Origin of the sequence: Pseudomonas sp. SWRI50, assembly GCF_014269095.1 — a bacterium.
In the GTDB taxonomy this organism is placed as follows: Bacteria; Pseudomonadota; Gammaproteobacteria; order Pseudomonadales; family Pseudomonadaceae; genus Aquipseudomonas; species Aquipseudomonas kermanshahensis.
Genome location: NZ_JABWRW010000036.1, coordinates 1 through 12,475, shown reverse-complemented (window position 1 = coordinate 12,475; position 12,475 = coordinate 1). Strand labels below are relative to the sequence as shown.

The 12,475-nt window shown below is 63.8% G+C and carries 11 protein-coding genes and 1 pseudogene; 5 read left to right on the top strand and 7 right to left on the bottom strand.

Annotated elements, in window-relative coordinates; genetic code table 11:
- Positions 1–205: 205 nt before the first annotated feature.
- The 3 genes from HU750_RS25415 to HU750_RS25405 all read left to right on the top strand — a co-directional run bounded on the left by HU750_RS25415 (position 206) and on the right by HU750_RS25405 (position 5,011).
- Complete coding sequence (locus HU750_RS25415) at positions 206–1,393, top strand: porin (protein ID WP_027596431.1); 1,188 nt, start codon at positions 206–208, stop codon at positions 1,391–1,393.
- A 221-nt stretch (positions 1,394–1,614) separates the two neighbouring features.
- Positions 1,615–2,778 carry a nitric oxide-sensing protein NosP gene (nosP, locus tag HU750_RS25410; RefSeq protein WP_027596432.1) on the top strand — a complete coding sequence of 388 codons (1,164 nt, stop codon included), beginning with the start codon at positions 1,615–1,617 and terminating at the stop codon, positions 2,776–2,778.
- Positions 2,708–5,011: a hybrid sensor histidine kinase/response regulator gene (locus HU750_RS25405; protein WP_238348945.1), complete on the top strand. Its 2,304-nt coding sequence runs from the start codon at positions 2,708–2,710 to the stop codon at positions 5,009–5,011. The genes nosP and HU750_RS25405 overlap by 71 nt, the downstream gene beginning before the upstream one ends.
- Here the strand turns inward: HU750_RS25405 and HU750_RS25400 are convergent.
- From HU750_RS25400 to pedA1, 6 genes are all read right to left on the bottom strand, one after another.
- Positions 5,008–5,673 (bottom strand): response regulator, encoded by a 666-nt coding sequence (locus HU750_RS25400; protein ID WP_027596434.1) that lies wholly within the window; start codon positions 5,671–5,673, stop codon positions 5,008–5,010. The genes HU750_RS25405 and HU750_RS25400 overlap by 4 nt on opposite strands.
- Before the next feature lie 57 nt (positions 5,674–5,730).
- On the bottom strand, positions 5,731–6,291 hold the full coding sequence (locus tag HU750_RS25395) for a PQQ-dependent catabolism-associated CXXCW motif protein (RefSeq protein ID WP_186683041.1): 561 nt from the start codon (positions 6,289–6,291) through the stop codon (positions 5,731–5,733).
- Positions 6,292–6,531: 240 nt separating this feature from the next.
- A complete protein-coding gene (pedC, locus tag HU750_RS25390; protein WP_027596436.1) occupies positions 6,532–7,323 on the bottom strand; it encodes a lanthanide ABC transporter permease protein PedC in 792 nt (263 codons plus the stop codon).
- Positions 7,323–8,069 (bottom strand): lanthanide ABC transporter ATP-binding protein PedB/LutE, encoded by a 747-nt coding sequence (gene pedB / locus HU750_RS25385; protein WP_186683039.1) that lies wholly within the window; start codon positions 8,067–8,069, stop codon positions 7,323–7,325. The genes pedC and pedB overlap by 1 nt, the downstream gene beginning before the upstream one ends.
- The gene (locus HU750_RS25380; protein ID WP_186683037.1) at positions 8,066–9,055 is read right to left on the bottom strand and encodes a YVTN family beta-propeller repeat protein; all 990 of its coding nucleotides are present in this window, start codon (positions 9,053–9,055) and stop codon (positions 8,066–8,068) included. The genes pedB and HU750_RS25380 overlap by 4 nt, the downstream gene beginning before the upstream one ends.
- Before the next feature lie 30 nt (positions 9,056–9,085).
- A complete protein-coding gene (gene pedA1, locus HU750_RS25375) occupies positions 9,086–10,273 on the bottom strand; it encodes a lanthanide ABC transporter ABC transporter substrate-binding protein PedA1 (RefSeq protein ID WP_186683035.1) in 1,188 nt (395 codons plus the stop codon).
- Positions 10,274–10,437: 164 nt separating this feature from the next.
- Between pedA1 and HU750_RS25370 the strand changes: the two genes are divergently transcribed.
- Together HU750_RS25370 and HU750_RS25365 are read left to right on the top strand one after the other, a co-directional pair.
- Positions 10,438–11,712, top strand: coding sequence for a sensor histidine kinase (locus tag HU750_RS25370; RefSeq protein WP_186683033.1), 1,275 nt, complete (start codon positions 10,438–10,440; stop codon positions 11,710–11,712).
- Positions 11,712–12,350, top strand: coding sequence for a response regulator (locus tag HU750_RS25365; protein WP_099453851.1), 639 nt, complete (start codon positions 11,712–11,714; stop codon positions 12,348–12,350). The genes HU750_RS25370 and HU750_RS25365 overlap by 1 nt, the downstream gene beginning before the upstream one ends.
- 23 nt (positions 12,351–12,373) lie before the next feature.
- On the opposite strand, the pseudogene HU750_RS27675 reads toward HU750_RS25365, so the two are convergent.
- Positions 12,374–12,475: pseudogene (locus HU750_RS27675) on the bottom strand (pentapeptide repeat-containing protein); the annotation flags it as partial.

The following is a 12,475-nucleotide window of genomic DNA, read 5'->3' as shown; positions in this document are numbered from 1 at the left end:
CAGCCTGGGGTATTGATCCTTCGCTGATCATCAGGCGTACACCCTTGGTGTTGCCTCCTGGTCTAAGCCGGTCTCGGGCCTTAATCATCGCGCCACGCGCGCCGGCCCAAAGCAGCCTGCAACCCCCTCCAAGGCAGCGTACCGAGCGGTGTGCCTGCTTCTGATAATCGCCTCCAACACCGAGCCCACGTTTTTGGAGCGCGTCATGCACAACAACAATAAGAAACTATCGCCTCGTATCCTGACGGCTGTCATCGCCAGCCTTTCAACCCTGGGCCTGAGCGGCGTCGCCGAGGCCGAGATCATGCTGTACGACAAGGACCAGACCACGTTTTCCACCGACGGCTACATCAATGCCTTTTACGTCAACAGTGATGTCGACCGGGCGGGCGATCAATTCGACCGCCGCCAGTCACGGGTGAAGATGGGTTTTTTGCCCAACTACCTGGGCTTCAACATGGGTAAACAGGTGGATGACCTGAAGCTCGGGGCGCGTGCCTCGTTCTGGGTGACCATCAACGACAGCGAAACCAACGGCACCGACACCGCCATCGACGTGCGTCAGTTCTACGGCACCGTGGCCAACCCCGAGTGGGGCGAGGTGCTGATCGGCAAGGACTTCGGGTTGTTTGCGCGTTCCAACATTCTGCTGGACGAGCTGCTTGCCGGTTACGGCCAGGTCAGTGACAGCCTGGGGCTGGTGGACGGCGGCGGGGTATCGTTCGGCAACATCGGCAGCGGTTACCCGTACCCGTTTCCCACTTCGCAGATCACCTACCGCACACCGGTGATGGAGGGCCTGCGCGTGGCGGTGGGCATCATGGACCCGGTGGACACCAACGACAGTAGCCCGACCGGCAAGGCTTATCAGGAAAACCCCCGCACCGAGAGCGAGATCACCTACCAGTTCGACCTGGCCGGCGCCAAGATCTACAGCTGGATCAATGGCAGCTACCAGACCTCGGACAACACCGACTCGACGGTCAAGTCGATCACCTCCAAAGGTGTCGGCTATGGCGTGCAGGCGAAGATGGGCGGGCTGTCGCTCACCGGCTCCGGCTTCCAGGCCAAGGGTATCAACCCGTTCTTCACCAACAACGCCGGCGAGCCGACCCTGCGCAATGTCGACAGCGACGGCTACCTGCTGCAAGGGTCGTACAAAGTTGGCAAAAACCGCCTGGCGTTGTCCTACGGCAAGACCAAGGACGATGGCAACGGGGTGGTGGGCAGTGGCGCGGATTACGAGACGCGGGGTGTGGCGCTGTTTCATGACGTGAACGACAACCTCACGTTGGTGGCCGAGTACAACCAGTTTTCCATTGATGGGCATGACACCAGCGATCAGAACGAAGACACCGATACCCTTGCATTGGGGGCGGTGCTGACCTGGTAGCGTTTTGGAGGGCGAGGTGTTTGCCTCGGCATTTTCTGCGCCCATGAGATCGAGCGCCGCCCGCGCGGCGCTCGATCTGCGCCCCACCACCCCCCCCAAGGCAGGCCCCTACAACCAACCCATACTCCCATGGAACCGCCTACCCGCTACCCAAGTAGCATTCGCCCTCTGGGACGTCCTCCGTACACTCAACCTTCAGACAACCCGCGCCGGAGACCACGATGCAGCAGGCCCAGAACGACGGTGTGGTCAGCGCCATGTCCCAGGCAACCGATGCGCGGCTTGCAGCCCAGGACCTGGCGCGGCAGCTGCTGCACCCGCACCTGGGGTTCGTGCTGTTCTTCTGTTCTGCCGAATACGACCTGCAGGAGTTGGGCGAGGCCTTGGAACAAGGTTTCGGCGGCATTCGCCTGGTGGGCTGCACCAGTGCCGGCGAAATCACCCCGCTAGGCTACGGCCGTAACTGCGTGACGGCGCTGGGGTTCGATCATCGGCAGTTTTCCATCGCCACCGAACTGATCGATGAAATGGAACGCTTCAGCCTGATCGACGCCCAGCAGATGGTCGAACGGCTGGTCGGCACCTGCCGCAGCAATACCCTCGCGCCGATCAAAGGCCACAGCTTTGCCCTGACCCTGCTCGACGGCTTGTCCAGCCGTGAGGAGATGTTCCTTGGCGCCCTGAGCGCGGCATTGGGGGACATTCCGCATTTCGGCGGGTCGGCCGGCGACGACAACTACCTGACCCGTACCCATGTGTACTTCGGCGGGGCGTTCCACAGCGGCGCGGCGGTAGTGGTGCTGGTCAATACCTGGCTCGACTTTGAAGTGTTCACCACGCACCACATCCTGCCGCGTGATGAAAAGCTGGTGGTGACCGGCGCCGACAGCGCTCAGCGGCGGGTCTTCGAACTCAATGCCGAACCCGCTGCCGAGGAATACGCCCGGCACATCGGCGTGCCGGTGGCCGAGCTCGATCACCGGGTATTCGCTGCCCACCCGTTGGCGGTGCGAATTCACGATCAGTATTACGTCCGGGCAATCCAGCAGGTGCACCCGGACCTGAGCCTGAGTTTCTACTGTGCGGTGGAAAACGGCATCGTGCTCACGGCCATGACACCGGGCCCGCTGTTGCCAAAGCTGCACACCCTGTTCGACGGGCTGCACCAGCGCCTGGGCCCCTTGCTGCTGACCATTGGCTGCGACTGTTTCCTGCGGCGCCTGGAACTGGAAGCCCACGACGGCCTGGAGCAGGTCGGCGCGTTCTTGCGCGAGCAGCGGGTGATGGGCTTCAACACCTATGGAGAACAGTTCAATGGCATGCATATCAACCAGACCTTCACCGGGGTCGCCATTGCCCGCAACCGGCCACCCGTCAGCCGCTGAACTGCAGGCCGAGGTCGCTCGGCTGCAGCACGAGAACCGCAAGCTGCAGCGCATCAACACTGCGCTGATCGAACGCGTCGAGTCGGGCGTGACCCGCGGCAACGACCCCTACGCGGCATTCCAGCACTCGGTGGTGCTGGCTGAGCAGGTCCGCGAACGCACTGACGCCCTCAACCAGGCCATGGCCGAGCTCAAGGCCGGTAACCACCTGCTCAGTGAAGCGCGGTTGCGGGCCGAGACCGCCCACCAACACTTGATCGACGCCATCGAAAGCATCTCCGACGCCTTCGTGCTGTTCGACCAGAACCAGCGCATCGTGCTGTGCAACAGCCGTTTCAAGGCGTTCTGGGCCAACAGCCGGGTGCGGATCATCGCCGGCATGCGCTTGGCCGAGGTCAAGCAACTGATGACCGCCAGCGGGGTGTTCACCGAAGAGCCCCGCGGGCCGGCCGATGAGCACCTGCTGTACCGCCTGCAGAACGGGCGCTGGCTACAAGTCAGCGAACGGCCTACTTGCGAAGGCGGGCGGGTGTTCCTGTTCACCGACATCACCGAGGTCAAGCTCAGCGAGACCTTGCGCCGCGAGCAGGCGGTGGCGCAGAAATCGCAACTGATTCGCCTGATCACCGACCATGTTCCAGCGCTGATTGCTTACCTGAATGCCGACCTGGTCTACGAGTTCACCAACAAGGTGTACGAGGAGTGGTACTGCTGGCCCCGCGGCGTGATGTTGGGCCAAAGCCTGCGCGAGGCCCACAGCGAATCGCATTACCAACGCCTGGAGGCCTACGTGGCGCGCGCGTTGGCGGGCGAGAGCGTGACCTTCGAGTTTGCCGAAAACAACATCAACGGCCAGGAGCGCTACATGCTGCGCTCCTACGTCCCCAACCGCCTGGCCAATGGCGAAGTGGTGGGGATTTTCGTGTTGATCCGCGACATTACCGAGCGGCGCAAGAGCGCCGAGGCGCTGCACCAGGCTTACCAGAACCTTGAGCAACGGGTGCGCGAGCGCACCGCCGAGCTGACCAGCCTCAACGACCAGTTGCTGCGCGAGATCGATGAGCGCAGCCGGGCCGAATCACGGTTGCGCGAGGCCAAGCGCGAGGCCGAGCAGGCCAACCTGTCGAAAACCAAATTTCTCGCTGCGGTCAGCCATGACCTGCTGCAACCCCTGAACGCGGCGCGGCTGTTCACCAGCGCGTTGCTCGAACGCCGCGAGCCGCACCAGAGCGTTCAACTGGTGCGCAACGTCAGTAATTCCCTGGAAGACGTGGAAAACCTATTAGGCACCCTGGTGGATATTTCCAAGCTTGACGCCGGGGTGATCAAGGCCGATATCGCCCCCTTCGCCCTTAGCGAACTGATGGACAACCTGGCCGCCGAATACGCCCAGGTGGCGCGCAGCGAAGGGCTGGAACTGCACTTCGTGGGCTGTTCGGCCTTGGTGCACAGTGACATCCAACTGTTGGCGCGGATTCTGCGCAACCTGCTCAGCAATGCCATCCGCTACACCCGCAGCGGCCGCGTGGTGCTGGGCTGTCGGCGCCAGCGCCGGGGCCTGTGGATCGAAGTCTGGGACAGCGGGATCGGCATCGCCGAAGAGCGCCTGGACGAAATGTTCCAGGAGTTCAAACGGGGCGATGTACAGCGCCCGGACCAAGACCGTGGCTTGGGCCTGGGCCTGGCGATCGTGGAAAAGATCGCGGGCATCCTCGGCCATCGGATTCGGGTGCGTTCCTGGCTCGGCAAAGGCTCGGTGTTCGCCGTCGAAGTGCCGCTGAGCGCAACCGCGCCCAAGGCCCCGCCGAGCCTGGCCATCAGCGAGCCGATGCTCGAACGCCTGAGCGGTGCGCGGGTGTGGGTGCTGGATAACGATGCGGCGATTTGCGCCGGCATGCGCACCCTGCTGGAAGGGTGGGGTTGCCGGGTGGTCACTGCGCTGTCGGAGGAAGACCTGGCGCGGCAGGTGGACAACTACCACGCCGAAGCCGACCTGTTGATCGCCGACTACCACCTGGACAACGACTGCAATGGTGTCGATGCCGTGGCCAGGATCAGTGCCCGCCGCGCCGTGCCGATTCCGGCATTGATGATCACCGCCAACTACAGCAACGAACTTAAGCAACAGATCCGCGAGCGGGGCCACACCCTGATGCACAAGCCGGTGCGGCCAATGAAACTCAAGGCTGCGATGAGCCATTTGCTGGCCAACAGCCCCGTTCAGCCACTTTAACGGCGCAGGTAGTCGCCGAAGTCGATATCGCCAGCACTGAGGATGGCCTGCACCCGGTTGTGCACGTTGAGTTTGCGCAAGATCGCCGAAACGTGGGCCTTGACCGTGGTTTCAGCGATGTCCAGGGTGTAGGCGATCTGCTTGTTCGACTCGCCTTTGGTCATGCGCTCGAGCACCAGCAACTGCTTGCGGGTCAGGGCCTGGAGCATCTCGGGTGGGAAGCTTGGGGTATCGCTCTGGCGCCGGCTGGTGCTGCTTTTGTTGGCGCGAATGATGTCGGGTGGCAGGTAGACATTGCCGGTGAGGATCTGCTCGATTGCTTCGATCATCTGCGAACGTGGCGAGGACTTGGTGATGAAACCCACGGCGCCATAGGTGATGGCCTGCAGCACGATTTGTTTTTCCTGCTCGGCCGAGACAATCACCACCGGTGTGGTCGGTGCCTCGTTGCGCAGGGTGATCAGGCCATTGAGGCCGTGCATGCCGGGCATGTTCAGGTCGAGCAGGATCAGGTCGAGGTCGTCATGTTCCAGGGTCAGCGCCAGGGCGCTGTCCAGGTCGGCAGTCTCCATGACTTCGCTGCCTGGGAAGCCATCGCTGATGACGTTGTGGATGGCTTCGCGAAACAGTGGGTGATCGTCGGCAATCAGAATTTTGTACATGGCCTTTTCACCTCGTTTTTATTGGATGGGGCGCGCACGCGTTTACCGGTAGTGAGTTCAGGGAAAGGGCTCTGGCTGGGCCGGCTGCAATGGCAGGTTGGCAGCTTCCCAGGCGTCCAGGCCGTCGCGGTACCAATACAACGTCTTATAGCCCAGGGATGCTGCGCGTTTTACCGCGTTCCAGCTTAACCAGCAATCGGAGCGGCAGTAAAAGACCAGCGGTTGCTCCAGGCGGCCGGCGGTGGCTTTTTGCAGATGGTGCACGAAGTAGTCTTGCCAGGCGGGGCTCAGCTCGCCGTCGCCGGTGTTGGCCAACCAGTGGCTGCCGGGGAGGTTGGCGTGGGGTTCGTCTTCGATGAAACGGCCTTGCAGCCATTGCCGGCGGTACACATCGACCAGCACCGGCTTGGGGTGCTGGCCCAGCAGGTTTTGCAAGGTGGCGGTGTCGATGACCTGGGCGCCCTCGACCTGGTGCGGTGTCGGGCTGCGGTAGAGGGTGGTGCGATACCCCTCGGCAGAAAACAGCGGCGTGGTGCCGGCCTGGGCGACGCCCAGCAGCAGACTCAGCGAAAGGGCTGCCAGCAAAGCACGTGGCAGCCTGGGCAGGGCACGAGGCATGGGGTTTATCCTTTTTGTTATAGGCCCATTACATGCCAGCGGCGGTGCTTTGTGAATGCGACGATAGACAGTAAAGCCAGTACTAAAGTAGTAGGTGGTCAAGCGCTTGAGGAGCACCTTGTGGGAGCGGGCTTGCCCCGCGAACACCGGCGAAGCCGGTGCCATGCTCCGCGTGGCCTCATTCGCGGGGCAAGCCCGCTCCCACAATGACCCTTGTTCTCTGCGTGACAGCGCAAGCTGTCAGCGCGGCTTGCGCAGCGCTGCGTGCTGGGGGTTGAAGGTCAGTATCGCGAGCAGGGTGAACAGCACGGTCAGGCCCAGGCAAACCGCCAGCGCCAGCGGATTGAAGCGTTCGTACAGCGCGAAACGCACCAGTTCCACGGCGTGGGTGAAGGGGTTCAGGGCGCACAGCCAATACAGCCACTGGCTGGCCTCGCGCATCTTCCACAGCGGGTACAGCGCCGAGGACAGGAAAAATAACGGGAAGATCACGAAATTCATCACCCCGGCAAAGTTCTCCAACTGGCGAATCGCATTCGACAGCAACAGCCCCAGAGCGCTGAGCATCAAGGCCACCAGCAACAAGGCCGGCAGCGCCAGCAACAACCCCGCAGCCGGGGGTTGCACGCCATACAGCCAGGCAATGGCGAGAAACGCATAAACCTGTAGCAGGGAAATCAACGAGGTCGCCAGCAGTTTGCTGCCGAGCAGAAACGCCCGCGGCAAGGGGCTGGTCAGCAGCACGCGCATACTGCCCATCTCGCGGTCATAGACCATCGACAGCGAGCCCTGCATGCCGTTGAACAGCAGAATCATGCAGGCAAGGCCGGGGATGATGTACACCTCGTAGGGGATGTAGGTGTCGTAGGGCTCGATGATCGCTATGCCCAGGGCCGCACGAAACCCGGCGGCAAAGACCAGCAACCACAGCAGAGGGCGTACCAGGGCGCTGAGAAACCGCGTGCGCTGCAACACGAACCGCAGGCATTCGCGCAGCAGGATGCCGTTGAAACATTGCCAGTAGGCGTTCATCAGGCCTTCACTCCTGGGGTGGCGCCGGGCGCGCGGGTCAGGCGCGCGAAGGCGTTGTCGAGGTTGCCGCCGTGCGCTTGGGTCAGGGCATCGGCGGTGCCACTGGCCACCAGGCGCCCCTGGTGCAGGATCAGCAGGTCATCACTGGGCTGCACCTCATCCAGCAGGTGTGTGGTCCAGAGCACACTCAGCCCCTGCTCGCGGCACAGGTGCCGAAGGTGCTGGTTGAGCGCCAGGCGGCTGGCCGGGTCGAGGCCGACGCTGGCTTCGTCGAGCAACAGCAAGCGCGGTTGGTGGAGCAGGGCGCGGGCAATTTCCACCCGGCGCCGGTGCCCGATATTCAGCGCACGAACGGGCTCGCGCCGGCGCTCGTCGAGGCCCTGGCGGGCCAGTTCGGCCTCGACCCGCAGGTTGCCCTGGCGCCGCGACAGGCCATGCAACGAGGCGTGGTAGCGCAGGTTCTGTTCGACGCTCAGGTCCAGGTCCAGGGTGCTTTGCTGAAACACCACGCCCAGTTGTCGCAACGCCGGGCGCGCCGCGTTGCGCAACGAGCAGCCGCAGACGCGGATGTCGCCCTGTTGCACGTCGTAAAGCCGGGTGAGCAGTGCGATCAAGGTCGACTTGCCGGCGCCATTGGGGCCCAGCAACGCAGCAAAACGCCCAGGCGCCACACTGAACCCCACGTGCTTGAGCGCCTCGCGCTGGCCGTAGGCGAAACTCACGTCACTGACGTCGAGGGTATTCATGGCGTGACCACCACGCCCCAGGGGTAGCGCCCGACCTTTACCGATTTGAGCACCTTGAGGGTTTTGGTATCGATCACCGAGACGTCGCCGCTGACCCCGTTGGTGGCCAGCAATTGGCTTTGGTCTGGGGTGAACGCCAGCTGCCAAACGCGCCGCCCAACCAGCAGGTAGTCCAGCACTTCGTAAGTCTTGGCATCGATCACCGCCACATGGTTGGCCGGGCCTAGGGCGACGAACGCGTACTGGCCATCGGCGCTGAGCTTGATGCCCACCGGCTGGACTTTGTCCGGGTGCACGCCCTTGATCTGGAAGTTCAGGGTTTTCAGCACCTGGCGCGTGGCCACGTCGAGAATGGTCACCGTACCGCCGATTTCCGCCGAGGCCCAGAGCCGCGAGCCATCCTGGTTGAACTCGACGAAGCGCGGCCGTTGATCCACCAGGGTGCTGTCGGCCAGGGTCTGGGTGCTGGTGTCGATCCAGTGCAGCATGTTGGTGGTTTCGCTGGTATTGACCGCCCACTTGCCATCGGGGCTTACCGCCATGCCCTCGGGCTCGATGCCGACGTTGATCTGGCCGAGCACTTTGTCGGTTTCGGTGTCGATCACCGTTACCAGTGCGTCGTCTTCGTTGGACACATACAGCCAGCGGTCATTGGGGTGCAGGGCGAACTGCTCGGGGTCCTTGCCGGAGGGCAGCTCCTTGATGATCTTGCGGGTGGCCACGTCCATCACCTGCACGCGGTCCGAATCGCTGGCGCAGATGTACAGCCGCTTGTTGTCGTGGGACAGCAGCAGGCCACGTGGGCGCTGGCCCACGGGCAGGGTCTCGGTAACTTCCAGGCTTTGCAGGTCGATCAGGCTAAGGCTGTTGTCCTTCTCGTTCGAGACCCAGGCGGTGGCGGCGCTGGCGTGCCCGCTGGCAAGCGCCAGCGCGCCGGCCAGCAGGGTGGGGAAAAGCACAGGCCGGTAGCAAAGGGGGCGACGCATGGCGGAATCCTTTTTTTGTGATTATCGGTTTCAGGGGTAGCCGCAGGTCACTTCGGGCTTGTCGAAGCCCAGGCTGTCCATTTCGTTGAAAGGGTGCAGGAAGCCCTCCTGGGGCGAAGTGCTGACCAGCGCGCGTGGCTGAACCAGCGGGATGGGTTGGCGCAGCTCGCCGTTCCAAGGGCGGTAGCTGAGCTTGCGGCCCTTGAAGCCATCCAGCGGCAGCTGGTCGCTGAGCAGCAGTTGCTGCAGGGCGCGTGGCTCGGCCTGGCGCAGTTTGCTGACGGCGCTGGCGATGCTGCGCACGGCCATCCAGGCGGCGAAGTCGCGGTCGTTCATCCAGCGTCCGGCCTGGGCTTCGAAGCGTTTTTGCAACTGCGCCGCGCCGAAGGTTTCTACCGTCTTGTGCCAACCGGTGGGGGTCAGGCCCTGGGTGCCGGCCACGGGGCGGGGATACCAGGTCTGGTAGGGCAGGTATTCGCCGAAGTCACCGCGTTCGTCGGCCACCAGCACCACGTCGTACTCGGCGGTTTGGGTGAACAGGGGCATGTCGGCTTGGGCGCTGCGGCGCTGGTCGTTGTCGAAGCGCCAGGTTTTTTCCGCCACCAGCTGCACGCCGAAGCGCTTCACCGCCCGGCGCAGGGCCGCGGCGTAGGCCTGGTCGTCTTCGGTCTGGCCGACCACGAGCAACGCCCGTTGCCATTTGCGCAGTACCAGAAACTGCGCCAGGGCATCGGCCAGCATGGCGCGGCTGGGCAGGCTATGCAGCACATTGCCCTGGCACTGGCTGCTGCGCAGGCTGTCGTCGGGGCTGCCGGCGTTGAACAGCAGGCTGTCGGGCAGGGCGGCAGACAGTGCGCGCAGGCTGGCGGCCGGCGCGTTCACCACGAACAGCCGCAGGCCCTGGTCATGCTGGGCCTTGGCGGCTTGCAGCAGGGCCTCGGGGCTGTCTACGTGGGTGCTGGCAAGGGTGAACGCCTGCTTGAGAAAACGCCCCGTACTGTTGCTGTCGACAATCGCCAGCTCGGCACCCTGCAGCCCCGCGTCGGCGGGCTCGGGGATGATGTTGGACAGCAGCGGGCCGGGGTCGGGGCGATAGCCCAGGTAGCCGATGCGCACCTGCAATTGCGGCTCTGGCGGGGCGGCCGATGCGAAGGCCGAACACAGCGCCGTGGCCAGGGCCAGCAGGCAGGTCAGGGCAAGAGGGGCAGGCTGGCGCATAAACGCACTCCACGGCAGATGGCGCCAGCATAGGAAGCCGGCCGGGAGGGGGAAATATGCAGAAAGTAGCGCTCGGCCAGTACCAAGGTAGTAAATCACCGCTAAGGCCTTGGTTTTACGATGGCTCGCAGCCCTGGCCGCGTTCACCCGGAGGAAACTGCCCAATGCGCCTCATCAACCTGTCGGCCCAGTGGCAGATCAACCTGTGGGTCACGTTCTTTTTCGCCTTGGTCACCTTGGCCTGTGGCGGGTTGCTGCTGCACCAGGCGGTGGCCGATGTCGAGCGCGAATTGCAATCTGCCGAAGCTGTGGTGGCGTACCTCGCCGACACGGCCGAACGCGACCCGGCGAGCCTGCAACCGCGGCTGACTCAGCGCCTGCGCCACGTGCGGGTGCACTGGCTGGCGGCGGGCGAAACCGCGCAGATGCCGCGGGATGCCGGCCTGGATGCCTGGCTGGGGCGCCAGCTGTTCGGTGATCGCCGTCACAGCACCCGTTTGTTGGATTTGAGCGACGGGCGCCGGGTACTGATCGCCGTGGATGCGCGGGATGAAATCGACGAAGTCCGGGATTCCCTGCAGCAGTTGCTGGGCTTGTGTGGCCTGGCCTTGCTCGTGAGCCTGTTGACCATACGCTGGGCCGTGCGGCGCGGCATGAGCCTGCTGGATGAACTGCTGCGTGCATTGCGCCAGGTCTCGGGTGGGCAGTTGACCACTCGCCTGCGCGAATCCGGCCTGCCGGAGGCACGCCAGTTGGCGGCGCATTTCAACCGCATGACCGCGACCTTGGAGCAGACCCGGGCTGATAATGCCCAGCTGACCCAAACCCTGTTGGCGGTACAGGAACAGGAACGCACCCACCTGGCGCAGGCCCTGCACGATGACCTCGGGCAGTACCTGGCGGGTATCCGCGCCCAGGTCTGCCTGTTACGCATGGTGGCAGGCCAGCCGACGGTGGTGGAGCAGACCGCGCAAGCCCTGGAGCTTAACTGCGAACGCCTGCAGCAAGGCTTTCGTGCCTTGGTACACGACTTGTATCCGGTGGCGTTGCAACACGTGCCATTGGCCGAAGCCTTTGGTGTGCTGGTGAGCCAATGGCAGGCCAGCCAGGGCATCGATTGCCGTTTGCGGGTCGGTGAGCGCCTGCCGGTGCTGCCTGGCTCCAGCAGAACGCATTTGTATCGCCTGCTGCAGGAGGCGTTGACCAACGTTGCCCGGCATGCCGGCGCCAGCCAGGTGCGGGTGCGCCTGCAACGCAGTGCCAAGGGCTTGCGCCTGTTGGTGCGTGACAACGGCTGCGGCGCGAGCCAGCCCCAGCGGCCCGGCGTTGGCCTGCATTCGATGGCCGAGCGCGCGCGCAGCCTGGGCGGCGAATTACGCATCCTGAGTCGCCCGGGTGCCGGCTGGGCGTTGGCCCTGAACATTCCCATGGAGGCCTGATGAATATCGTATTGGTGGATGACCACGCCGTGGTGCGCCAGGGTTATGCCAGCCTGTTGCGGGCGGTGCTGCCGGCGATGGAAGTGCGCGAGGCCGCTAGTGGCGAAGAGGCGCTGGTGCGGGTTCAGGAGCAAGTGCCGAACCTGGTGATCATGGACTTCGGCCTGCCCGGCATCAGCGGCCTGGAGACCACCCGCCGGCTACGTCAGCGCCTGCCGCAGCTGCGGGTACTGTTTTTCAGCATGCATGATGAGCTGCCCCTGGTGCGCCAGGCTCTGGAGGCGGGGGCTTCGGGCTACCTGACCAAGAATTCGGCGCCCCAGGTGTTGATCGAGGCGGTACAACGGGTGTTGGCCGGGCATGCCTATATCGAGCAGCCTTTAGCTACACAGCTGGCCTGCACACCGCAACAAAACGCCAGCGACCCGCGCTTGCAGCGCATGACCCAGCGCGAGTTGGAGATTTTCGTGATGCTGGCCAAGGGCACCCCGGTGCGGGTGATTGCCGAACAGCTGTGCATCAGTGCCAAGACCGTTTCCAATCACCTGACTTTGCTCAAGAGCAAGTTGCAGGTGAGTTCCCACGCTGAGCTGGTGCACCTGGGGATCGATCTGGGGGTGGTGCGGGTGGCGGGGTGAGGTTTGGTGGGAGATTTTGTGACCTTGGGGTTCGGTTTGGAATTTTTGGCGCCTGTGAGATCGAGCGCCGCCCGCAGGTTGGCCTGGTGCATGTTCGCCCCGGAAAGCCTGGCGAACTGCAGGTA